Here is a 24,758-nt window from a genome sequence, read left to right as displayed (position 1 = left end):
ATAATATCAATTATATTAAGAAAAAGGATTAATATTTTCTTAACTTTATATTGTTAAAATATGAAGTTATTTTATAATTTTTATATCTCCAGCAAAATAAGCTTGTTGTTTCATGTCCACTATCTCATTATTTTTTAGTGCTAATACAATAAATGTTTCATGAAAAAGACTTGAAGCACTAGGGATAACTACTAAATTATTCTTAAACTGTACCCCACCGTTTTCTAAAAATCCTTCTATGTTTGCTTTATCAAGATCTAAGTAGGGATTGATAACTACTTCATCTATAGCCTTTCCTTTAGAAAAATTGTCGTTGATTCCACTTGCTAGTTGGATCATAAAAGCTTCATCGTCAGATTGACCACTTAATCGCTCTATTTTTTTATCAAAATTTGCTAATTGTTCTAATTCTTTACTCCCAATATCTTGATAAGAAGGTAAAGAAAGGACGTAATTCTCATCATTTATTATTTCTACATGGTAACTATCATCAGGATCTCTTATTATTACTACATCTAATTGTAAATCAGATGTTAAGCTAATTAAACTAACTTCTTCTTCCTCTATTATTGCTTTATAGGGCAATTGAGTACTATAAACCTCTTCATTGACAGCCACTTTAAAATAACTAACCATCTCTTTGATAATGTGTAAAAAGGTGATTGTCTCCGTCTCTGTTACATCTGTCACTTGTACAAAATTATTATTTTTCATATCATAACCCTCACTTAATCAAATTTCTTTTTTATCATAACATTTTCTAATCCTTTTAACCATCGCTTTTGATAAAGATAAACTATTATTATTTTAGTGTACTCAACTTGTCTATTTCTGTCTATTCCCTTTATTTTGTGGTAATATAGCTATAATAAAAGTTAAATAGCATTAATTTATTAAGGAGTGCGAATTGTGTTTTTATCTAGACGTCAAAAATATGAAGAAATTAAAACTCAGTCACTATTACAAGATAAGCAAAAAGAACTTGCCATGTTGGAATATGAAATAAAACAATTACGTGAAACTAAAGAAAATCTTGTTGAAGACATCTTTAACCATCAACAATTAAATGATAAACTAAAGCGAAATATCGGCTTCTTTAAAAATTACTTGCATGATATTCAGCATTTTTTACTTGCGACAGAGTTAAAATATATTGATAGTTTAAATGGGCTTGAATTTGAATCCTTTATTTCTGACTTGCTTGTTAAGCTTGGATATACGACTCGAGTCACCCCTGCCTCAGGAGACAAAGGGGTAGATATTATTGCAGAAAAAAGTGGCTATCTATTTGCTGTCCAATGTAAGCATTATTCTTCTAGTGTAGACATTAAAGCTGTTCAAGAATGTTTTACTGGTACGACCATTTATGATTGTGATTTTGGTATCGTTTGTACTACTAACTATTTCACAGCTCCTGCCATGGCGGCAGCAGAGAAAACTAATATCGAATTATGGGATAGAGATTATTTAATAGAACTACTGAAAGAAGCTTTTGTAAAAGTAAATGTACCTGACAGTATTTTAGCAGATGATTTTTTCTATACTCACGATCATGACCCTTCCCCCTTAGTAGTAGCTAAAAAAAATGAAGAACTAGATAGTCTTTATGACGATGCCGTAAACCTAGTTATACGAGAAGGAAAGGCCAATGTCTCGCTTTTAAAAAAACAATTAAAAATTGGTTATATTCGGGCAGATCGCCTCTTAAAGACAATGGAATCACGCGGTATCGTGGCGTACGATGACCAAACAAAACAAAGAAAAGTAATTATTAAAAATAATATTTAATAAAAAAAGACGAATCTTATCTTAAAATAGATAATGTTCGTCTTTTTATTGTAGAAACTTTTGATAATTAGTGTAACATAAAGTATAAAATTTTTGATATTCCATCACAGGTTGACAAATTTTAGCCACTCGATTGGTTGATAAAATAATACTAACACTAATACTTAAAATAAATAATATAAAAAAACTAAAACTAGTTAGTGGGATGCTACTAATATCAGCCGCGCGCAAAGCTTTTATTAAAAAACCATGCAGCAAATAGGTATATAAGGTGTTTCTCCCCCACCTACTAAAAAATAATCTATATTTAGGTATAATAATGAAAAAAGCCAGCATTGCTAAAAAACTAAGACTATAGATATACAGTCTCACAATAAAACCTAATGATGGATTTTCTAAAAAGTGATCATAAGATAATGAGCCAAAAAACCAGTATTTGTTCATTTGGTCATTCTGTTCAACTAAAAGAGCTACTAAAAAAAACAAACCTATGGCGATTAACTTTGGCAGTCTTGATCGGACGATTTGAATCGCCCTTGGTGTTGTATAATGACCAATTAAAAAAAATGGTAAGAAAACTAATGTGCGTGAGATACTCAATTCTTGACCAATGAATGGGACATATCCAACCAGTCCGCTCATAATAATTGAAAGTAAAATACCAAGAAAAGGGGATAACTTACCAAATAAAAATAAACTCAATTGCCAAAAGAACATACTCAGAAGGAACCATAAAGACCACTCAGGTACTAATAACTTAAAGTTGAAGCCGTTTGATAACCCAATGCATGCATAAAAAATACTGTACAATATTTGAAACATGAGATAAGGAAATAATAATTTTTTTGTGACTTTTAGTAAATAATAAGGTTCTTGATACTTTTTACTAAAATAACCAGATATGAAAATAAACGACGGCATATGAAATGTAAAAATAAAATAATAAAGATCTTCTAACAACCAATTTTTACTTATAAAAGGCTGTATAAAATGACCAAATACCACAAGAGCTATTAAAATAAATTTAGCATTGTCAAAATAATAATCCCTGTCATTTGAACGTTTCTCAGTCATTAATAACCTCCTATTTTGTCATAAGTTTATCAATAATTAACAATTTTAAATTACTTTGACTTTTTTAACAAGACACAGTACATTACATTCTGTTTACTATCTTATGACACGTCTTTTGAGGCATAGTAAATTAATCATCTTGCTGTCTTAAGGTGAAATAAATCAAAGACAAACTGATTGTAACAAAAACGAAAGATAAGACTGATTCCAGTTCAACCTTTTCGCTTATTTTTGGAAAAGCCCATTTTTTTTCACGGTTACCATTAAAAAAAGAAAAATTTAACGCATCTAAACGTTTGCCTTCTTTGCCAATTTTGCCTAAGTTTCCTAAATAACCTTGATTACCTTTAAGTCCTGTATTGCCTTGCTTACCAGAATTGCCATTTAAACCATCTAATCCTTCTGATTTAACCTCATCTGAATCAGAATCTAAGTCATAATTTTTTTTCACTTTTTTTCTATTTCCTTTTAAGTCTGAATCCGGATCATATGCCATTTCTAAAAAGCTCGCTTCTGCAAGTAATAGTGACTCACTTTCGATTACCTCAATGATTTCATCCATTCGTTAGCTTACCCCTTTAACTCTTACCTTTATCTTTTCTATCTTAAGTTTAGCTTATCACAAAAAAAAAGCAAGTACCTGATTACTATACATAATATAATCAAGTACTCACTTTACAACCTAAATTATTTTTTTATTGCAAATAGATATTTATTTATCTGTAATGATGATATTAAATAACGATACATCAATAATTCTAAAATCTCACTATCCAAATGAGGTAACTGACTTTGACATTCTGTCAATCCCTCTGTAAATGTATTACTAAATTGACTACTCTCTTTCTCTAATTCTCTTTTTGTTACTTCAATATATTGATAGTCAAAGCTTATTTTTTGTTCTTCTGAAAGCGAAATATATCCCAATAGTTCTAAACTTTCCATAAAAATATTAGGTCGCTTAACCCTATCGTAATCAGTCTGATTTTTAATTGTTCCAATAACTTTTCCTACCATTTCACAAAAGTAATCTGGATTAACATCACCTAATAACTTAGTTAAGTTATGAGATACAGGTGGCAGCTTCATCTGATTTTCTTTAAAATAGCTGGCGTATCCCAATTTTGATGGGCTATCTAAATAGATAAAATTATCTGTCCGTAATAAATGATAGTCTTTATAAGGTTCAGAAACTCCTTCTGCTGCCAAATAAACTTGTTGAGGCAACTTCGCAAATTCGATGAAACACGCTAAACTAGTAACACTATTATGAGATAACTGATAGATTAATTTATCGCAAGATGATGTCACTACTTTTTCAAGTTCATACCACCCAGTTCTATTTAAAAGTGGCACACTAAAACGATAACGACGGTCATACCTTTCTAAAATCCCTTGAGACACAAGTATATCAATATCAATAGGAAGGGTTTTCCATTTAGGAAATTGTTTTTTTATAGTTGCCAAACTCGCTTCTGTAACATTTTCATTTATCATCCAATTACATAAATTTGTTATTTTTTTTACTAATTCTTCTGATATATGACTACTTTGATAATTTAATGACAGTAATTGATAATTTTTCATTAACCGGTCTCCTTATTGCTCTAGACTCATAATAAAAATAGCAATCTGTTTAACAGATTGCTATTTTTATTTTATTTAAATGCGTCTGTCAATTGTGGTACAACTTGTTTTTTACGAGAAACAACGCCTGGCAAGACAGCAGTATTATTCTCTAATTTCACATTAAAAGCACTTTCTACTTTATCCATACCATCCCCAACAGCTAAAATAACAGAATCGCTATCTAAGATGTTAGTGATCACTAATAAGAATAAATCATATCCCTCAGCTTTATTTTCTGCTTCCATAGCCGCTTCTAAAGTCGCTTGTCGCTCTAATACGTCATCAACATCTACTGTGTTGACTTGACCAATACGAACGCTCTTAGTACCCATTGGGAAGCTTTTAGCATCCATTGAAAGTAACTGCTCATCAGATTTAGTATTTAAGTTAGTCCCAGCTTTTAACATTTCTAATCCATACACATCTAAATCAATTTTAGCAATCATTGATAATTCTTTAGCTGCTTTAATATCTTGTTCTGTACATGTTGGTGATTTAAATAATAACGTGTCAGAAATAATAGCTGATAACATTAGCCCTGCAACAGCAGCTGGTATTTCAATGTTATGTTCTTTATACATTTTTAAAATAATAGTATTTGTACAACCGACAGGTTCTGCACGATAAAATAATGGGTTACTTGTTTCGAAATTAGCGATACGATGATGATCAACTACCGCTAAAACTTCCAAGTCCTTGATATCAACAACACTTTGTTGAGCCTCATTATGGTCAACTAACATCACTTGGTTTGTTTCATTTCCAGCTGTTTCAATCACACGAGGAGCCTCAACTTTAAAGTAGTCCAAAGCATACTGTGTTTCTTCACTAACTGGTCCCAAAGCTACCGCTTCAGCGTCAACTCCTAATTGTTTTTGCAAATAAGCAAATGAAATTGCAGATGTAATAGCATCTGTATCTGGATTTTGATGACCAAAAACTAAAACTTTTGACATAATAAAAACTCCCTATTCAATATTTTTTTTATTATTATTTTTTAAACGAGAAATATAATCTTCGTCTTTAACATAATCTTGAAATACATTTAAAAAATGAGCAATTCTTGGAACATTCATCTTCTCTTTTCTAAAAACAAAGGTTAAATCCATTGTAATTGGCGGATTAAAAGGTATCGCTCGTAACTCGCCCTCTCTTTTATGCGCTTGAAAAAATGAACGTGGCAAGGCTGTATTGACCCCTGTTTCATTACTAAATCGAAACATTTGTTCTGGTTTAGTAAAATGAGCAACACTTTCTGGTTTTTTCATATCAATTGACTCAAAAGCTGATTGGATTACTTCTGATACAAAATAAGATTTGGGATATGTGACCCATGGGTATTCTTGAGATTCTTTATAGGTAATACTTTCTTTTAACTCTAGTTCTGCATCATGATGTAAAAATAATAATTCATCAGTAATAATATCAATGGACTCATACCCTGACCATTTATTTAAAACACCGCTTGGTAAGTATAAAATAGCTATATCAATTTTATTTTTTTCAAGAAATTCCCAGACTTCTCTACGTCCTACCATAAAAAGAGTCACTTCAACATTAGGATATTCTTTGAAATAATCCGTAATAAAACTTGTAAGCACACAATCTTCCACGGAAGCAGAAATACCAATAGTGATTTTTCCTTGTGTACATGAGTTTTCATCGTGAATTTTTTCAGTTGCTTCGACTAAAACATCATAAATATTTTCAACGGCCTCTTTCATGATAATCCCAGCTTCTGTCAAGGATAGTTGCTTACCTGCTGTTCTAAATAATGAAGCACCCACTTTGCTTTCCAATTTTTTAATTTGTTGCGTCAAAGCTGGCTGAGATATGCCTAAAAGCTGTGCTGTTTTAGTATAATTAAGTGTTTCGGCTAACTGTAAAAAATAAGCAAATGCTCTGGATGAAATCAATTTATTAGGATGTTCTTTCACTTGATAACCCTCTTTCTGAAAAATGAAAATCCGTATTCATTGTATCATAATTCAACTCAAAATATTAGTTCTTTCACGATTTTTCATACTTAAAATTCTCTATAAAACTAGAAAAACAAATCGATTCTAGATTAACCTAGAATCGATTTGTTTTTTACTTTCCTTTATGCGTTTCATACCCTTTATAATCAGCAACATGTAATAATTTTTTAGCATTTTCTACACGCTCTTTTTCAGGTGGATTAATACCTTCAAGTGGGTAGGTTAAACCTAACTCATCCCATTTGAATTTACCCATAGTATGGTACGGTAATACTTCTACTTTATCTACATTGTTAAGTGTTTTAATAAACTCATCTAAACGGATTAAAAATTCATCATAATCTGTTCTTTCTGGTACTAATACATGACGAATCCAAACAGGCTGATTAATTTCAGATAAGTATTGTGCCATTTCTAAAATATTATCATTAGACTGTTGTGTTAAACGTTTATGACCTTCTGCATCAATATGTTTAATATCAAAAAGTAACAAATCAGTATATTTCATTAGTTCAGTAAATTCACTAATAAATGGTTCTTCTCTCGTAAAAGGTTTTCCGCAAGTATCGATTGTCGTATGGATTCCTAAAGCTTTCGCTTTTTTAAATACATCAATTAAAAAATCCATTTGCAACAATGGCTCTCCACCACTAATGGTGATGCCGCCTTCTTCACCCCAATAACTGCGATATTTCAAAGCTTCTTCAATCATTTCATCAGCTGTCACTTCACGCCCCTTGCCAATTTCCCAAGTATCTGGATTATGACAAAATTCGCAACGCATACGACAACCTTGTGTAAAAATAATAAAACGAACACCAGGACCATCAACGGTTCCAAAGTTTTCTGTTGAATGTATACGCCCTACTACAGGTTTAGTCATTTCGATTCCCATCCTTATTATAAAAGGGATGACTAATTAGTCACCCCTTTAAAATTATGTATCTATTATAACAGATGTTTCTAGAAATTACATATGATCGTGTGAAGTTCTTGAAATAACATCTGCTTGTTGTTCTGGCGTTAAATCACGGAATTTAACAGCATAGCCAGATACACGGATTGTTAAGTTTGGATATTTTTCTGGGTTAGCTTGCGCATCTAGTAATAATTCATTAGTAAATACGTTCACGTTTAAGTGATAACCACCTTTATCAAAGTATCCATCCATAACGTTACGTAGATTATTAATACGAGTGTCATCATCTTTACCTAATCCGTTAGGATTGATAGTTTGAGTATTTGAAATACCATCTAAAGCGTTAGTGTATTGTAAACGAGCAGTTGAGTTCAATGACGCTAAAAGACCATGTTTCTCTCCTAGGAATTTACCATCTTGATAAGATGGATTTGCTCCTGGTGCTAAAGGTTTACCAGCACGACGGCCATCAGGTGTATTACCAGTAGCTTTACCATAAACAACGTTTGAAGTGATTGTTAATAATGATGTTGTTGGTGTAGAGTTACGGTAAGTATGTTGGCGTTTGATTTGAGTCATGAAATAATCTAAAATCCAGTTAGCGATCTCATCAGCTTCTTCTTGATCATTTCCGTAAGTTGGGAATTCTTGAGTTGGTTTGTAATCAATAGCTAAACCATTTTCATCGCGAATAACTTCAACGTTACCATGTTTGATAGCCATTAAGCTGTCTGCCGCATGTGAAATACCTGCAATCCCTGTTGCGAACGTACGTTTTAAATCACTATCCATAAATGCTAATTGAGGCGCTTCATATGCATATTTATCATGCATGTAGTGAATAACATTTAGAGTATTAACATATAATTCTGCTAACCAATCCATAATATCTTTATAGCGTTCAATAAATTCGTTGTAGTCTAATTTATCGCCAGTCATTGGACGGAATTTTGGTGCAACTTGAGCTTTAGTCATTTCATCAACACCACCGTTGATTGCATAAAGCACAGCTTTAGCTAAGTTAGCACGAGCTCCGAAGAACTGCATATCTTTACCCATAACTGTTGCAGAGACACAACATGCAATCGCACAGTCATCTGATCCCCAGTTAGCGCGCAATAAGTCATCATTTTCGAATTGGATTGATGATGATTCTTTAGCAATTTTAGCAGCATATGTTCTGAACCCTTCTGGTTCGCTTGATGAATATAATACTGTTAAGTTTGGTTCTGGAGAAGGTCCCATGTTTGTTAATGTATGTAAGATACGGAAATCGTTCTTAGTAACTAATGAGCGTCCATCTAATCCCATACCAGCGATTGATAAAGTAGCCCAAATTGGGTAACCAGAGAATAATTGGTTGTACTCTGGAGTACGAGCAAATTTAACCATACGCAATTTCATGATTAAATGATCAATCATTTCTTGTGCTTCAAATTCAGTAATGACACCTGCTTCTAAATCACGTTGGATATAAATGTCTAAGAATGCTGAGATACGTCCGATAGACATTGCCGCTCCATTTTGTGATTTGATTGCTGCTAAGTAACCAAAGTATAACCATTGAATCGCTTCTTTAGAATCAGTTGCTGGTTTAGAAACATCAAATCCATATGAGGCTGCCATTTCTTTGATTTGTCCTAATGCACGATATTGTTCTGAAATTTCTTCTCTTAAACGAACAACATCATCTGTCATAACTTTGTTACCAGTATTGGCATGATCTTTAGCTTTTTGAGCCATTAAGAAGTCAACACCATATAAAGCTAAACGACGGTAGTCACCGATGATACGTCCACGTCCGTAAGCATCTGGTAAACCAGTAATAATTTTATTTTTACGTGCTGAGCGCATCTCAGGTGTGTAAGCATCGAATACACCTTGGTTATGTGTTTTACGGTAATCTGTAAAAATATGAGACATTTCTGGATCAATCTCATACCCATTTGAAGTCAAAGCGTTGTTTGCCATGTTGATACCACCAAATGGCATGAATGCTTGTTTTAATGGAACATCAGTTTGTAACCCAACAATTGTTTCTTCTTCTTTAATTAAATAACCAGGTTCATGTGATGTGATTGTTGCAGGGATATTAGTATCCATATCGTACACACCATTTTTTTCGTGTTGTACATCAAATAACTCTTGTAATTTTGTCCATAATTTGTCTGTACTTGGTGCAATCGGTTCTAAGAAACTATCATCACCAGTGTACTCTGTGTAGTTTGCTTGAATGAAGTCTCTAACGTTAACTTCTTCTTTCCATTGATTGCCTTTAAAGCCTTTCCATGCGTCCATAATTAATGGCCTCCTTTAATTTATATGAATAAGTCATATATAACAGGTTTATAAACATAGTATAACACAAGATAAAAAAATCACAATAGAAAATTGCTAAAAAAATGCATGCTTTTGTTTTTTTAATATAAAAAACACTACAAAAGCTGTCATATCAACGTTTTATATTTGAACATTTTTTAACAAACTATCAAAAAAAAAGGCCGTTTCTGTTCCTCAATCTTTTTATAACTGTACTAATACAGACGATTTTTAAGTTGAATTTTCTATAACAGAACTATCTTTTGTAAACGTTTAACCTACCAACAATAAAACGTTTAGCATAAAAAAAGTGAGCAACCTGGCGATTGCTCACTTTTAAAAATCATAAAACAATAAAACGTCTTAAATTCTATTCGTTATTTTCACGAAGTTTAGCTTGGATAACCTGATGGATATCAAAAATCTGACCATCTTTTTTCTCATCTCCAATAAATGACCCATTTGACGTTCGATCACTTATCGGAAAATCGTTTTCTGACACACGGTAACGTGTGTTATTTTGCGTGGTAATATCTAACTCAGGTTGCTGACTAGAAGGTGTCATATATACAATACGGTGTGGGTGGGCTTTTAGTTCCCTAATTACCATTAACCCCCTCTTAGCTCTACTCAATGGTGGTATTTCTTGGGCGAGCATTCGCTTAACTGCGCCACGTTGAGTCACAATCGTCACTGCGGTATCACCATCAGGAACAACTAAAACGCCATTCACGACATAATCATCTTCTTTGAGATTAATTGATTTGACGCCTGCTGCTCTAGCTCCTACTACTGGTACCTCGGCTAAAGGATAACGTAACCCAAAACCTTTAGTAGTTACTAAGAAGACATCTAATGGGTCATCATCTTTTACTAAGTAACAATTTACAATTTCTTCCTTCTCATCTTTTAAATTCATACAAATAGTTGGACGACCCTTGTATGAACGCCAAGGAGAGAAATCTACCATCTTCGTTTGTTTAATTAAACCATAGCGACTGATAAAGACAAAGGACCTAGTTTCAGACAGTTTTTGGTAATCAAACACCGCTATTATTTTTTCATCTGCCGACAAACCTGAAATTTGTTGAGAAATATGTTCCCCAACATCCTTCCAACGTAAATCTGGTAATTCGTGGACTGGACGATAAATCATATTCCCTTGATTGGTTACAATCAAGACATGTTCTAACGTATTTAATTGCTTACCAAAAACTAAATAGTCCGTTTCTTTCATTCCAATCTCTTCAGGACTAGAGGCGCCATAAGAACGCAAACTAGTTCGTTTTAAATAGCCTTCGTTTGTAACAGTTACCATCACTTCTTCTTGAGCAATTAAGATTTCTGTATTGACAATAATTTCTTGAATTTCTTCTTCAATCAAGGTCTTACGTGGCGTTGCATAATTTTTTTTCACTTCACGTAATTCTGTTTTTAAAACTGTTAAAAGCGTCTCCTCATCATTCAAAATAGCTAATAGTTTAGTAATCGTTTCAGCTAGCTCACGAGCTTCTTCTTCTAAGGCAGTAATGTCAGTATTAGTTAAGCGATATAATTGAAGTGAGACAATCGCCTCTGCTTGTTCTTCAGTAAATTGATAGTTAGTTACCAAATTAACTTTAGCATTTTTTTTATCTTTACTAGCTCTAATTGTTGCAATTACTTCATCTAAAATTGACAACGCCTTAATAAGGCCTTCGACAATATGTTGACGTTTACGTGCTTTTGCTAGTTCAAACTCACTACGACGAACAATCACTTGTTTTCTATGCGTTACATAGGCCTCTAAAATTTGCTTCAATCCTACTTGTTGAGGTCGTTGAGCATCGATTGCTACCATATTGAAATTATAGTTGACTTGCAAATCAGTATTTTTAAATAAATAATTCAAAATACCCTCAGCGTTGGTATCTTTTTTCAGCTCTATAACAATCTGGAGTCCAGTCCGGTCGCTTTCGTCACGAACCTCCGCAATTCCATCTACTTTTTTGTTTAAACGAATTTCATCCATCTTTTTAACTAAATTTGCTTTATTAACCTCGTATGGGATTTCGTTAATAACAATTTGTTGTTTGCCACCTTTTAGTGGTTCAATTTTTGTAACTGAGCGTAAAACAACACGTCCCTTACCTGTTCCGTAAGCTTGTTTTAGCTCTTTTTTACCTTGTAAAATACCACCCGTTGGAAAATCTGGTCCTGGAATATAAGTCATCAACTTATCCAAGGTTGCATTAGGATGATCAATTAAATAAATCGTACCCGCAATAATTTCACCTAAATTATGTGTTGGAATTTCTGTGGCATAGCCCGCTGAAATCCCTGTTGAACCATTCACCAATAAATTAGGGTATTTTGCCGGTAAAACTGTTGGTTCTTTTTCAGTATCGTCGAAATTCCAAACAAACTCCACAGTATCTTTTTCAATATCGGCTAATAATTCACCGCTCAATTTGGATAAACGAGCTTCTGTATAACGCATTGCAGCTGGTGGATCGCCATCCATACTACCATTGTTACCATGCATTTCAATTAAAACATCACGTAATTTCCAATCTTGGCTCATACGAACCATCGCTTCATAAATACTACTATCCCCATGAGGATGGTAATTACCCATAATATTTCCTACTGATTTAGCAGACTTACGGAATCCTTTATCAAACGTATTGCCATCTTGAGACATCGCATATAAAATACGGCGTTGTACAGGTTTTAGACCGTCTCGAATATCTGGCAAGGCACGTTCTTGGATAATATATTTTGAATAACGACCAAAGCGGTCACCCATCACATCCTTAAGCGCTAGCTCTTGAATATCATCTCGTGCGTTCATATTATCTCATCTCCCTACTCGTCAAACTCAAATAACCTTATTTCTTTCAAGATCTCTTCTTGATTATCTTTTGTTTCAATCTTTTCTTCGATTGGTGTTACTTCTGCTACCTCTTCTTTATTCTCTAAAATACTGCCTTCTTCTTCCATTGTAAAGGCAACATTATTTTCAATCCATCGACGACGACGATCAACTTTATCACCCATTAAAGTTGAAACAATCCGCTCATTACTTCCAGCTTCACCGTCTTCTTCATTTAAAGTGACTCGTATAAGGGTTCTAGTCTCAGGATCCATTGTCGTCTCCCACAATTGATCTGCATTCATTTCACCTAACCCTTTATAACGTTGAATCATGTAGCCCTTGCCCATCTTTTCAGTAATCTTAGCAAGTTCCTCATCTGTCCAAGCATACTCAATAACTGCTTTCTTCCCTGTTCCTTTTGATACTTTATATAATGGAGGTAAGGCAATATAAACTTTTCCAGCTTCCACTAAAGGTTTCATAAAGCGATAGAAAAAAGTTAATAGTAAGGCTTGAATATGAGCACCATCGGTATCTGCATCAGTCATAATAATCACTTTATCATAATTACAATCTTCCAATGAAAAATCAGGTTCTATTCCTGCACCAATTGTATAAATCATCGTGTTAATTTCTTCATTTTTTAAAACATCTTGAATTTTAGCCTTTTCTGTATTGATAACTTTACCTCTTAGAGGCAAGATTGCTTGGAATTTACGATCTCGACCTTGTTTGGCCGATCCCCCAGCAGAGTCTCCTTCGACTAAATACAATTCATTTCGTTTAGGATTACGAGACTGAGCAGGTGTCAACTTCCCTGAAAGAAGAGATTCACCTTTACGTTTCTTTTTACCTGTTCGGCTTTCTTCCCGTGCCTTGCGGGCTGCATCACGAGCCTCACGCGCTTTAATCGCTTTACGAATCAACATTTGACTTATGTCACTATTTTCTTGCAAATAGAAAACCATTTGGTCACTAATGGTCGATTCGACAACGGAACGAGCAAGAGGCGTCCCTAACTTCCCTTTTGTTTGACCTTCAAACTGTAGCAAGTGTTCTGGAATTCTAACAGAGACAACACCCGTTAACCCTTCTCTAAAATCACTACCTTCGAGGTTTTTATCTTTTTCTTTTAACAAACCAACTTTACGAGCGTATTCATTAAATGTTTTAGTTAATGCCGTTTTCATACCAACTTCATGTGTCCCACCATCTTTAGTTCGGACATTATTAACAAATGATAAAATATTTTCTGAATAGCCATCGTTATATTGAAAAGCACACTCGGTCTCAATGCCTTCTTTTTCTCCGGAAAAGTAAATAACTGGCGTTAAATCATCTTTATCTTCATTTAAATACGTAATAAATTCTTTAATACCTTCTTCAAAATGAAAAACCTCTTCTACAGTCTCATCTTGACGTTCATCACGGATTGTTATTTTGACACCTCGTAATAGGAAAGCTGATTCACGTAACCTTTCAGCAAGCGTTTCATATGAAAATTTTGTCGTTGAAAAAATAGTTTTATCTGGTAAAAAATGAATGAATGTTCCATTCTTTCTTGATGTTTTTCCTATTTTTTTCAAGGTACCTTGTGGTTTACCCCCTTCAACAAACTGTTGTTCATACTCAATGCCCTCTCGAACGATTGAAACGGTCAGCCACTCTGATAAAGCATTTACTACGCTGGCACCAACACCATGTAAGCCACCTGATGTTTTATAACCTCCTTGCCCAAATTTCCCTCCGGCATGTAGCACCGTGAAAATAACTTGAACCGTGGGTACTCCTGATGCATGCATTCCAACAGGCATCCCGCGTCCAAAATCTTGGACACTAATACTATTATCTTTATGAATCGTAACCTCTATCTCATTTCCATATCCTGATAATGCTTCATCAACAGCATTATCAACAATTTCATACACTAGATGATGCAAACCACGTGAATCAGTCGAACCAATATACATACCTGGTCTTTTACGAACTGCTTCCAGTCCTTCTAAGACTTGAATGGAAGCATCATTATACTCATTATTTATTTTTTTTGACATTGTATAACTCCCTCATATCAAACTATTGCGTTAGCTAAAAGCCTGATTTAACTAGGCTTTTACTACACCATGATTCATCATACTCTAAATCCTACTATTTGAAAAGAGTTTTCCATCTTCAAAATTGTGAATTTTCTGTTAGTTTGTTTTTTTAAAACAAGCTCTTTCTATAATTTAGATGAGTAATCGTTTATAATAGAATTGATAATGATTAAATATGGAGGGTCGATAAATGAAAAAAATATTAATATTTGGTGGCACTCGCTTTTTTGGAAAAAAAGTAGTCACACATTTCCTAAACCTTGGTTATGACGTCACCATTGCAACTAGAGGGACAACCCCTGATAGCTTCGGACAAGAGGTTTCTCGCTTAATTATTGATCGAGGGGATTATTCACACATTGGATGGAAAGAGATTCAAAATCAACATTGGCATATTGTATTTGATAATATTTGTTTTACACAAAATGATGCTAAAATTGCTTGTCACTATTTGACAGATGTCCAACACTACTTAGTTACCTCAAGTTTAGCAACCTACCAAGGGGAAGCTTCGCTTGATGGCTATAAAGAGAGTGATTTTATTCCTGAAAATTACCATACTGAAGCTACCAGTGATAGTGATTATGAATATGGTGAAGGAAAACGCGAAGCAGAAAGTTATCTCGCTCATAATTATCCTGGTAAGGTAACTTATTTACGCTTTCCAATTGTGTTAGATGATGATGATTATACTGAACGTCTTCATTTTTACGTGAAAGCAGCCCTTGCTAAAGAAACGATTGTCTTTCGTAGAAAAACGGGTCGTTTTAGTTTTGTACGCGCTTCGGAAATTCCAAGCATGTTAGAATTTATTATCCTTAACAACTTAACTGGTCCTATTAATTTAGCTTCTGATCAGATTTATTCGACTAAAGACTTTATCATTGCTCTAAAAATGGCCCTTAATTTAGATGAATTAACAGTCATTTATGATTCAACTCAGACACCTTCACCTTTCTCAAAATACGATGAACCTTTAGATACATCACTATTAAAAAAACAAGGATATTCAGTGACAAGTTTGGATTCATGGTTACCCTCTTTAATGACAAGACTGGGTGAAGACGAAATAAAAAAGACTAGTAAACGTTAATAGTTTACTAGTCTTTTTTATCTTGTTTACATATCTAATTTTTTTAAATCAAAGACGATTTTATCGCCATCTTTTAATTTGTACTCTTTAGCCCCTACTGTTGGTTGCTCTCCGTTTACTTCATATAACCAATATTTTTGTTCTTTGTCATTTTTCTCATGACCATCAATAGCTGAAATCATACCATTTTCTTCTAAAATATCAAACTCATTTTCCATAACATCTTGTAGAAAATCGCCTTCTTTAAATGATAGTTCTTTAGATGTAATTTCTTTATCATCTTCATTTAACGTGATTTTGAATTTACCTTCTTCTTTATCTGATTTTGTCGCTTTTTGCTCTGTCTTAGGGGCTGATGAATCTGTCTTATTGCCAGCCTCTTCTTGTTTACCACACCCTGCTAAAGCAAGACCTGCTAAAGCAACCATCATTAATTTTGTTAAATTTTTCATTTTTACCGCTCCATTCTTTTCTTTTTATCTATAGTTAACATCAACATTAGATGTTAATACCGTATTTCATTTTGACACGTTCGATTCGTGTCCCGATAGCTGTATTAAGTATATTTAAAAATGTCACGTTAGCAATCAAATAACTAATTGTAAAAGGAATCGCTTGTGTAATCACCACTAAATATCTTTCAATACTGAAACTCCTATCCATTGATAGAACTGTCCATATATCCATTAATAGTGAATATGAAACACCTACTAAAATGCCCAGTAAACTCAGTATCACTCGATTTTTTTTAGCCAATTTTGCAATAAAAGGCCAACCTGCGATAAATCCTACCAAACCATAAGAAAACATTTGAAAGGGAGTCCATGGTCCTTGCGTAAAAATCATATTAGATATAAGTGGCGATAAGGCACCTGTCATAAACCCTAAATCAGGACCTAAATAAACACCTGCTAAAATGACCATTGCTGCCATTGGATTTAGTGCTGGTAAGAAGAAAAAAGCTGTTCTCCCCACAACTGCCAATGACACCATAATAGCTAATAAAACAAGTTCTCTAGACGTACTTTCTTTTTTTTCATATGCTATAAAAAATGGCACACACATCAATATAACAATACTCATTGAAATTAAGTTATACTGTTTGTCGCGCAAAATAAAAAAACCAAAAATAAGTAGCATAGGGATTAAGATAAAATAAATCGCAACGTTTAATAATTGTTGGTATTTTTTCATTTGTTGTTCCTCTCTTCTATGCGGCAAAAATTGACAATATCATCAACTGTTATCGCTGAAGGATACAAATCTCTAGCTATTTTATTAGCTGGGGTTGTGTAAAAATAATTCGATGAGAAAAAACCGACAGGTGTGTTTAAAGACACTACTTGTTGATCAAAAAATAAAGCACACCGACTGGCATATGCAGCGGCAAATTCAGTATCATGGGTGACCATAAAGATAGTTTTACCTTTGGCTTGTAATGTTTTTAAGATATCCCCAAAATTATTTTTAGCATGCGCGTCAATTCCTTTGGTAGGCTCATCTAATAAAATAAATTCTGGATCCAATAATAAAATTTTACCCAAAGCAATTTTTTGCTGTTCACCGCCACTAACATCATACGGATACCGTGATAATAATGACTGAATCTCTAATAAAGATACTATTTCTTCTATTTTTTTATTAGTATCCTCTTTACTATACCCTACTGACTGACACAGATTTTTATAATCATCCTCAACTGTTTCATCAATAAATAAAGCTAATGGATTCTGTGGCAAGACGGCTAACTTAGTTCCATAAATTTCAGATGGTTTATACGAAGCTAAACGTTTTCCAAATAATTTAACGCGACCTTCATAAGCTTTATGAATACCACTCAACACATTAAGTAGCGTACTTTTTCCAGACCCATTACCACCTAATAAACAAAATATTTCTCCTTGATGAACCTTTAAATTAACATCAGTTAAGATATCTTTTCCTTTACGATTATATCTGAACCAAATATCAGATAATTCTGCAATAACGGGGGCCGTTAGTTTTCCTTCACTATCAGAATCTTGTTGCGCAACCACGTGTCCTTGGTAATGCTTTTTTAAGAAGCTAATTCCTTCTTTTACATTTAATGGTGGGGTGTCTGGAATATTCAAATCATAATAGAGTCTTAAAGAAGCTGGAAAACCAGCTAACATTTTTTTGTTATTAAGCGTCTTTAACATTTCTTTCCCAACCACTCGCGGCGTCCCCTCCAACACGAGATGACCTTTATCTAATAAAACAATTTTAGTTGCAAGGGAATAGAGCTCTTCTAAGCGATGTTCGACGATAACAATAGTAATATTCATTTCTTGATTTAATTGGTGTAATGTTTTCATAAAGTCAGCTGCTGCAATCGGGTCTAGTTGAGCTGTTGGTTCATCTAAGATTAAAATATCAGGTTGCATAACCAATACTGAAGCCAAATTTAATATTTGTTTTTGCCCTCCGGATAATCCAGCCGTATCCTGTTTGAACCATTCATGAATCCCAAAATAATTAGCCATCTCCCCAACTCTACTTCTAATTACTTGTGGTGCTACTCCCAGATTTTCTAAACCAAATGCTAACTCGCTCCAGACTTTATCTGTCACTATTTGTGTTTCAGGATTTTGCATCACAAATCCGATTTTAGAAGCTGATTCATAATCGGCCATCTCTTGAACCGGTTTTCCTTGATAATAAATATCACCTGTCACGTTACCATGAGGTGCTAACTCTCTTTTTAACAGTCTTAATAAGGTACTTTTCCCACTACCTGATTCACCACATACGACGATGAACTCCCCTTGTTCTATTTTTAAATTTATCCCTTCTAAGACTAAATCATGTTGCTTTGGATAAGAAAAATTCAAATTTTTGATTTCAAGTAATGCCATTTCACTCTCTCCTTCAGTTCTACTAATAAGGGAACTAGCATCAATAAGCTGATTGTCAAATAGCCGATTGCGCCCTCGATAGGTTCTACCATTTGTCTTAGTCTTGGATAATAATAAAAACTAAATGTTTGGTTATTGATAAAGTATAAGGTTGCCATCATTAAGCCAATCACTAAACTTAAAAACCAAATATCTCGACGTCTAAATTGATAAATTGTAAAATTAGTCCTGTTTTTCAGACCAAATCCACGTGCATTCATCGAATCAGACGTATCAATCGCATTTTCTAATGCCCATGATAATAAACTATTAAACGTATCTTTACCATGAAGCATTTGCTGCTTTTTATTATCTGTTACAGTTACACCCAACCCTTTTTGAGCGCTTTGAATTGTTAAGAGTTGCTTTTGAAATAAGGGGATAAAACGCATTACCATAGAAATAACTAAAGCAATTTTAGGTGCCCATCGACCAAATAAAAACACAATTTTATCTGAACTTAAAACTTCATTAATCGTTTGAAACCACAATAACACTGCTGCCATCATAATCCCAAATGAAAAACCATAAAAAAGGGCTTCCCATGTAAAAGAATAATTAAATACTTTACCAAAAAGCTCAACAGACCAATTAAAAAGTTCTGTTTTACCACTATGTACCAATAAAAAATTAGATATAGCTGATACTAAACAAACTCCAATAGCTAATCTGATATTTTTTACTAAACGATTACGATCAATCGTTAACAGACAAGCTACTAAGGCTCCAAATAAAGAAATCCCTCGAACAATTGGGTTAGTAGTAAACATGGTAGTCGTTAATACTATGACATAATACAATAAACAAATAACTGGATGATAGGTTGCCAAAACATTTTGATTTATAAAACGCATACCACGCCTCCTTAGGATCAAATAAAAAATTATACAAAAAAATGACCATTCTTAAGAAAATGGTCATGTTATACAACATACTTAAAACCGATTTCCCACAATACTTATTCAATTACACTCATAAAAGTCTGACTAATCTAACCAAGTAGATATACAGTAGGCGGGGGCTGTTGAGGAATTTCACCTCATTTTTTATGAATACATTAATAACACTCCTATTTTCCCTTAATCAGTAACAAAAGTCAATTGAAATCCGCGTTTAAGTCGTTCCTTTTCTGTCACATTCACAAATAATCACTTATCTTTTATTAATCTCTTTCAGAATGATTGTTCATTTTTCCTATTCGTGGTAAAATAATGGCTAGTTTATATTTAATAATTAGAGGAGTTTTGACTTCATGACAATTTTCTTTATGGTTATCATCGGGTATCTGCTTGGTTCAATTCCTTCTGGTGTATGGATTGGCAAATTTTTTTTCAAAAAAGATCCTCGTCAATTTGGCAGTGGTAATTCTGGCACTACTAATACCTTTCGAGTTTTAGGTAAAACAGCCGGTACTACTGTTCTTTTGATGGATATTTTAAAAGGAACTTTAGCCACTTGTCTCCCTCAACTTCTACACAGTGATATTAATCCTCTATGGATTGGTTTGGCTGCAGTTATGGGACATACTTTTCCAATTTTTGCTGGCTTTAAAGGTGGTAAAGCAGTTGCCACTAGCGCAGGAATGTTATTAGGTTATCAACCTTTGTTTTTTATTTACTCAGCCTCAATTTTTATATTCTCACTATTAATTACAAGTATGGTTAGTTTAACAAGCATGGTTAGTGCAGTATTAATCACTCTATCCACCTTTGTCCTACCATTTATTTGGCCGACAGTCTTACCAGAACTTGATTGGTTACTGATAATAATCGCATGCGGGCTGACTATTTTTATTTTCATCCGACACAGAGAAAATATTAAACGGATTTTGAACGGAACAGAAAGTCGTGTTCCTTTTGGCCTAGGTACCAAAAAAAAATAACAGCACTGGATAAAAGATGATGCTTATCTTAAAAGTATCATCTTTTTTGTTTGTTATTAATGAAATAAAGCTTAGTTTATCTGGAGTCAGGTGCTATACTTGAAGTGTTTAAGGGCATAAAGAAAGAGGGAAATGATATGATTATTGGAATACCAAAAGAAATTAAAAATCATGAAAATCGTGTAAGTCTCACTCCTGATGGTGTCAAACAACTGATAAGTTTTAATCACTTAGTCTTGGTAGAAACTCTAGCAGGTGTCGGATCGGGATTTTTAGATACCGATTATCTTGATGCAGGTGCCACACTTGTTCAAACACCCGAAGAAATTTGGTCAGCTGAAATCGTCATTAAAGTCAAAGAGCCCCTTACTAGTGAATATCATTTTCTAAACGATCATTTAATTTTATTTACCTACTTACATCTCGCTCCTAATCCACAGTTAACAAAAGCCTTGCTTGATTCTGGTACTACCTCTCTTGCTTATGAAACAATTCAATTAAATAATAAAAACCTCCCACTATTAATCCCAATGAGTGAAATAGCTGGAAGGCTATCTGTGCAAACTGGTGCTCATTTTTTAGAAGAAAAACCTGGTGGAAAAGGTCTTTTGTTATCCGGAGTTCCCGGAGTTGCTAAAGGATCAATTGTTATTATCGGAGGAGGAACAGCCGGTGCTAATGCAGCCCAAATTGCAGTAGGGATCGGTGCTAATGTGACTATTTTGGATATCAATCCTCAAAGACTCGCTCAACTTGAAAACCAATTTGGAACTAAAATTCAAACACTCATATCTACACCACAAAATATTTCGAAAGTCGTTGCCACTGCTGATTTAGTTATTGGGTGCGTCCTAATTCCTGGACAAACAGCTCCTAAGTTAGTGACAACTGACATGGTTAAAAATATGACAGTCGGTTCAGTAATCATTGATGTTGCTATCGATCAAGGTGGGATTTTTGAAAGCATCGACCATACAACTACCCACGATGAACCAGTTTATATAAAATATGGCGTGCAACATTATGCTGTTGCTAATATGCCAGGCGCTGTTCCTAAAACGGCAACTAATGCACTAGCGAATGTGACCCTTCCTTATATTTTACAGCTAGCAAATCTTGGTTTGAATGCTTCACTACATGCCAATGAAGCTCTCCTTAAGGGACTCAATACTTATCAACATCACTTAACTAACCTAGATGTTGCTACGTCACAAGGCCACGATTACGTTGATCCTTTGACATTATTCTAAAAAAAGAGACTTCAGATGATCATCTGAAGTCTCTTTTTTACTGTTATTTAAGAGTAATTGTATAGTCAGATAAAAATGTTTCATTTTTATCCAAACGATTAATTCCTAACTTATCTTCTAACGTCCCCTTAGTAGACACTGTATCAGCAATACCGCACCAAGGTTCAATGCAAACAAATGGGGCATCCTCTACGTTCGGACTCCACAGACCCACATAAGGCATATCAGTATACGATAACGTAATACTATGAACGGATTTATCCGAACAAATACTTATGCTTTGAGAACCAGGTGTTTCAAAAATCAGTGCATCATTTTTAAACAAATCATGACTAATCGCAATATCTGTATTAGTTTGACCTAATGTTTTATTTTCCAAATCAACATATGGACCGACTAAAGGCAGTTGTATACGTGATTTTTTAGGAGCGAAACGGAAATAATAATCAGTAAACTGGCTTGTCTCATCTAGTGGTAAATTAAAAGCTGGATGACCCCCTATTGAAAAATACATAATTTCAGTAGAGAGGTTCCTTACTTCATAACCACAAACTAAACTCGAGCCTTCCAAATGATAGCTTAGAATCAATTCAAAATCAAAGGGATACATTTTTTTTGTCGTATCAGAGCTTCTTAAAACAAGTGATAATGCCTCCGCTGTTTGTTCATAAACTTCAAAGTCTAAATCTCTTGCAAATCCATGCTGCCCCACATCGTAAGAGTTGTTATTATAAACATATGAATCATTCTTTAGCCGTCCGACAAAAGGAAACAAGACTGGTGCCTGACGTGCCCAAAACTTAGGATCCCCCTGCCATAAATATTCGATTCCTGTTTCTTTACTCTTCAAACTCGTTAGCTCGCCACCTTTTTGTTTAAAAGATGCTGTGAGTTTTTCATTCTCAATTGTCCAGTTCATTCCTACTCCTCTTTCTCCAGCATATTAATTATTTTTTATAAAATGTAGCGACTTAAATCTTCGTCTTTCGCAATATGCCCTAATTTCTCATCTACATAATTTTCAGTGATAACAATGTCGCCCATTTGCATATCTGAGGCTTCAAATAATAGGTCTTCCAATAATTTTTCTAAGATGGTATGTAAACGACGTGCACCAATGTTATCCGTTTCACTATTAACATCATAAGCTATCTGAGCAATGCGCTCTACAGCTTCCATAGTGAATGTGACATCAATATTTTCTGTTCCTAATAGTGCAATATATTGTTTGACGATTGCATTATCTGGCTCTGTTAAAATTTTAACAAAATCATCAGCACTTAAATCATCCAGCTCAACACGGATTGGAAAACGCCCTTGAAGTTCTGGAATTAAATCACTAGGCTTACTTAAATGAAAGGCCCCTGAAGCAATAAATAAAATATGGTCTGTTGAAATCACACCATATTTAGTTGTTACTTGCGATCCTTCGACAATTGGTAAAATGTCTCGCTGGACACCTTCTCGTGACACTTCGCCTGATTGTTGTGAACGTGATGTGATTTTATCAAATTCATCGATAAAGATAATTCCGTTATTTTCAGCTAACTTGATTGCCTCACTGTACAAGTCACCTTTATTAATTAATTTATCAGACTCTTCTCGGATTAAAATATCTCGTGCTTCTTTCACCGTTAGCGTTCGTTTAATACGTTTTTTAGGTGCAAGAGAGTTCAGTGTATCTCCTAGATCAATCCCCATTTGTTCTAAACCGTTATTCATCATTGGGGCTGCTTTTTTAGGTTCATCAATTTCAATTGAGACCTCCCGCGATTCTAAATTACCTTTAGCTAACTCTTCAGCAATTGTTCGGCGGTTAGTTTTAATCGTTTCGTTAACTTCTTCTTTTTCTTCTGTTTGACCAGCTTGCATAGAATTCACCATTTGCATCATAGCCTCAAATTGGTTGGTTGACTTTTTTTGTTCCTTTTTAATACCAGGTACTAGTAATTTAACTAAGCGATCCTCTGCTTGTTTTTTAGCTTGTGCATAGACTTGACTGTGTTGCGTTTTTTCTACAATCTTGATACTTGCTTCAACTAAATCACGTACCATTGATTCAACATCACGTCCTACATAACCAACTTCTGTAAACTTAGTCGCTTCAACTTTAACAAAAGGTGCTTCAATAATTTTAGCTAATCGACGTGCAATTTCTGTTTTTCCGACACCTGTTGGGCCAATCATTAGCATATTTTTCGGTGTTACTTCTTGTTGCATATCTTCGTCTAGTAACATGCGACGATAACGATTTCTAAGAGCAACTGCTACTGCTTTTTTAGCTGTATTTTGGCCAATTATAAATTTATCTAATTCACTTACAATTTGTTTTGGTGTTTTGTTTGTATTAGTCATTATTTTACCCCTCTATAATTCTTCTACGATAATATTATGGTTTGTAAAGACACAAATGTCTCCAGCGACATGGAGTGCTTCTCTTGCGATGTCTCCTGCTGATAGCTTGTCATGCCCGTGACGTTTCATCGCTCTAGCTGCTGCTAAAGCGTAATTACCACCTGAACCAATAGCTAAGATGCCATCGTCTGGCGCAATCACTTCACCTGTTCCAGATACAACTAGCATCTCTTTATCATTCATCACGATCAACATAGCTTCTAACTTTTGCATCATTTTATCTGAACGCCATTCCATTGCTAGTTCAACAGCTGCACGCATCAAATTTCCTTTATATTCATTAAGTTTTGCTTCAAATTTGCCCTCTAGATTGAATGCATCAGCTACGCTTCCTGCAAAACCGACAACAACTTCGCCATTATAGATACGTCTAACTTTTTTAGCTGTCCCTTTCATAACAACAGACTCGCCCATTGTTACTTGACCATCTCCAGCCATTGCAAATTTTCCATCTTTTTCAACTGCACATATCGTTGTTGAATGAAAAGTTGTATATCCCATAATTATAATCCTCCTGATTAACTAAGCCCTCTATTAATTCA

Annotated in this window: 21 protein-coding genes; 4 read left to right on the top strand and 17 right to left on the bottom strand. The window is 34.2% G+C overall.

Features of this window, described 5'->3' with window-relative positions:
- Positions 1–66: 66 nt before the first annotated feature.
- On the bottom strand, positions 67–714 hold the full coding sequence (locus OL234_RS04675) for a hypothetical protein (RefSeq protein WP_275469994.1): 648 nt from the start codon (positions 712–714) through the stop codon (positions 67–69).
- Between the two features lie 195 nt (positions 715–909).
- On the opposite strand from OL234_RS04675, the gene OL234_RS04670 reads away from it, so the two are divergent.
- Positions 910–1,788, top strand: a complete 879-nt coding sequence (locus OL234_RS04670; RefSeq protein WP_275469993.1) for a restriction endonuclease — start codon at positions 910–912, stop codon at positions 1,786–1,788.
- A gap of 45 nt (positions 1,789–1,833) precedes the next feature.
- Here OL234_RS04670 and OL234_RS04665 read toward each other — a convergent pair whose 3' ends face one another.
- From OL234_RS04665 to parE, 9 genes are all read right to left on the bottom strand, one after another.
- Positions 1,834–2,862 (bottom strand): acyltransferase family protein, encoded by a 1,029-nt coding sequence (locus tag OL234_RS04665; RefSeq protein ID WP_275469992.1) that lies wholly within the window; start codon positions 2,860–2,862, stop codon positions 1,834–1,836.
- A 130-nt stretch (positions 2,863–2,992) separates the two neighbouring features.
- On the bottom strand, positions 2,993–3,424 hold the full coding sequence (locus tag OL234_RS04660; RefSeq protein WP_275469991.1) for a hypothetical protein: 432 nt from the start codon (positions 3,422–3,424) through the stop codon (positions 2,993–2,995).
- Positions 3,425–3,549: 125 nt separating this feature from the next.
- A complete protein-coding gene (locus tag OL234_RS04655; RefSeq protein ID WP_275469990.1) occupies positions 3,550–4,449 on the bottom strand; it encodes a DUF1803 domain-containing protein in 900 nt (299 codons plus the stop codon).
- Positions 4,450–4,520: 71 nt separating this feature from the next.
- The gene (locus tag OL234_RS04650; protein WP_275469989.1) at positions 4,521–5,447 is read right to left on the bottom strand and encodes a manganese-dependent inorganic pyrophosphatase; all 927 of its coding nucleotides are present in this window, start codon (positions 5,445–5,447) and stop codon (positions 4,521–4,523) included.
- 12 nt (positions 5,448–5,459) lie between these two features.
- Positions 5,460–6,428, bottom strand: a complete 969-nt coding sequence (locus tag OL234_RS04645) for a LysR family transcriptional regulator (RefSeq protein WP_275469988.1) — start codon at positions 6,426–6,428, stop codon at positions 5,460–5,462.
- 154 nt (positions 6,429–6,582) lie between these two features.
- Positions 6,583–7,353 (bottom strand): pyruvate formate-lyase-activating protein, encoded by a 771-nt coding sequence (pflA, locus tag OL234_RS04640; RefSeq protein WP_275470111.1) that lies wholly within the window; start codon positions 7,351–7,353, stop codon positions 6,583–6,585.
- An 87-nt stretch (positions 7,354–7,440) separates the two neighbouring features.
- The gene (gene pflB / locus OL234_RS04635) at positions 7,441–9,687 is read right to left on the bottom strand and encodes a formate C-acetyltransferase (RefSeq protein WP_275469987.1); all 2,247 of its coding nucleotides are present in this window, start codon (positions 9,685–9,687) and stop codon (positions 7,441–7,443) included.
- Between the two features lie 391 nt (positions 9,688–10,078).
- Complete coding sequence (gene parC / locus OL234_RS04630; RefSeq protein ID WP_275469986.1) at positions 10,079–12,541, bottom strand: DNA topoisomerase IV subunit A; 2,463 nt, start codon at positions 12,539–12,541, stop codon at positions 10,079–10,081.
- Between the two features lie 14 nt (positions 12,542–12,555).
- A complete protein-coding gene (gene parE, locus OL234_RS04625) occupies positions 12,556–14,619 on the bottom strand; it encodes a DNA topoisomerase IV subunit B (protein WP_275469985.1) in 2,064 nt (687 codons plus the stop codon).
- A gap of 232 nt (positions 14,620–14,851) precedes the next feature.
- On the opposite strand from parE, the gene OL234_RS04620 reads away from it, so the two are divergent.
- Positions 14,852–15,754 carry a Rossmann-fold NAD(P)-binding domain-containing protein gene (locus OL234_RS04620; RefSeq protein ID WP_275469984.1) on the top strand — a complete coding sequence of 301 codons (903 nt, stop codon included), beginning with the start codon at positions 14,852–14,854 and terminating at the stop codon, positions 15,752–15,754.
- Between the two features lie 26 nt (positions 15,755–15,780).
- Here OL234_RS04620 and OL234_RS04615 read toward each other — a convergent pair whose 3' ends face one another.
- The 4 genes from OL234_RS04615 to OL234_RS04600 are packed head-to-tail and all read right to left on the bottom strand — an operon-like array spanning position 15,781 to position 19,523.
- Positions 15,781–16,206 (bottom strand): DUF4430 domain-containing protein, encoded by a 426-nt coding sequence (locus OL234_RS04615; RefSeq protein ID WP_275469983.1) that lies wholly within the window; start codon positions 16,204–16,206, stop codon positions 15,781–15,783.
- A gap of 46 nt (positions 16,207–16,252) precedes the next feature.
- Positions 16,253–16,948 (bottom strand): ECF transporter S component, encoded by a 696-nt coding sequence (locus OL234_RS04610; protein WP_275469982.1) that lies wholly within the window; start codon positions 16,946–16,948, stop codon positions 16,253–16,255.
- On the bottom strand, positions 16,945–18,630 hold the full coding sequence (locus OL234_RS04605) for an ABC transporter ATP-binding protein (RefSeq protein ID WP_275469981.1): 1,686 nt from the start codon (positions 18,628–18,630) through the stop codon (positions 16,945–16,947). The genes OL234_RS04610 and OL234_RS04605 overlap by 4 nt, the downstream gene beginning before the upstream one ends.
- The gene (locus tag OL234_RS04600) at positions 18,603–19,523 is read right to left on the bottom strand and encodes an energy-coupling factor transporter transmembrane component T (RefSeq protein WP_275469980.1); all 921 of its coding nucleotides are present in this window, start codon (positions 19,521–19,523) and stop codon (positions 18,603–18,605) included. The genes OL234_RS04605 and OL234_RS04600 overlap by 28 nt, the downstream gene beginning before the upstream one ends.
- 398 nt (positions 19,524–19,921) lie before the next feature.
- Here OL234_RS04600 and plsY point away from each other — a divergent pair, with 398 nt between their 5' ends.
- Both plsY and ald read left to right on the top strand, forming a co-directional pair.
- Positions 19,922–20,551 (top strand): glycerol-3-phosphate 1-O-acyltransferase PlsY, encoded by a 630-nt coding sequence (gene plsY / locus OL234_RS04595; protein WP_275469979.1) that lies wholly within the window; start codon positions 19,922–19,924, stop codon positions 20,549–20,551.
- Between the two features lie 137 nt (positions 20,552–20,688).
- Positions 20,689–21,801 carry an alanine dehydrogenase gene (ald, locus tag OL234_RS04590; RefSeq protein ID WP_275469978.1) on the top strand — a complete coding sequence of 371 codons (1,113 nt, stop codon included), beginning with the start codon at positions 20,689–20,691 and terminating at the stop codon, positions 21,799–21,801.
- A 43-nt stretch (positions 21,802–21,844) separates the two neighbouring features.
- Here the strand turns inward: ald and OL234_RS04585 are convergent, their stop codons facing one another.
- Genes OL234_RS04585 through hslV form a run of 3 tightly spaced genes read right to left on the bottom strand, consistent with a single transcriptional unit; the run spans position 21,845 to position 24,717 of the window.
- Positions 21,845–22,720: an aldose 1-epimerase family protein gene (locus OL234_RS04585; RefSeq protein WP_275469977.1), complete on the bottom strand. Its 876-nt coding sequence runs from the start codon at positions 22,718–22,720 to the stop codon at positions 21,845–21,847.
- A 35-nt stretch (positions 22,721–22,755) separates the two neighbouring features.
- On the bottom strand, positions 22,756–24,156 hold the full coding sequence (hslU, locus tag OL234_RS04580) for an ATP-dependent protease ATPase subunit HslU (RefSeq protein ID WP_275469976.1): 1,401 nt from the start codon (positions 24,154–24,156) through the stop codon (positions 22,756–22,758).
- Between the two features lie 12 nt (positions 24,157–24,168).
- Positions 24,169–24,717, bottom strand: a complete 549-nt coding sequence (gene hslV, locus OL234_RS04575; protein ID WP_275469975.1) for an ATP-dependent protease subunit HslV — start codon at positions 24,715–24,717, stop codon at positions 24,169–24,171.
- Positions 24,718–24,758: the final 41 nt, after the last annotated feature.

Origin of the sequence: Vagococcus intermedius (assembly GCF_029144185.1) — a bacterium.
Classification (GTDB): domain Bacteria; phylum Bacillota; class Bacilli; order Lactobacillales; family Vagococcaceae; genus Vagococcus_D; species Vagococcus_D intermedius.
Note: the sequence above shows the minus strand (reverse complement) of the source record. Positions and strands in the feature narration are given on the sequence as shown.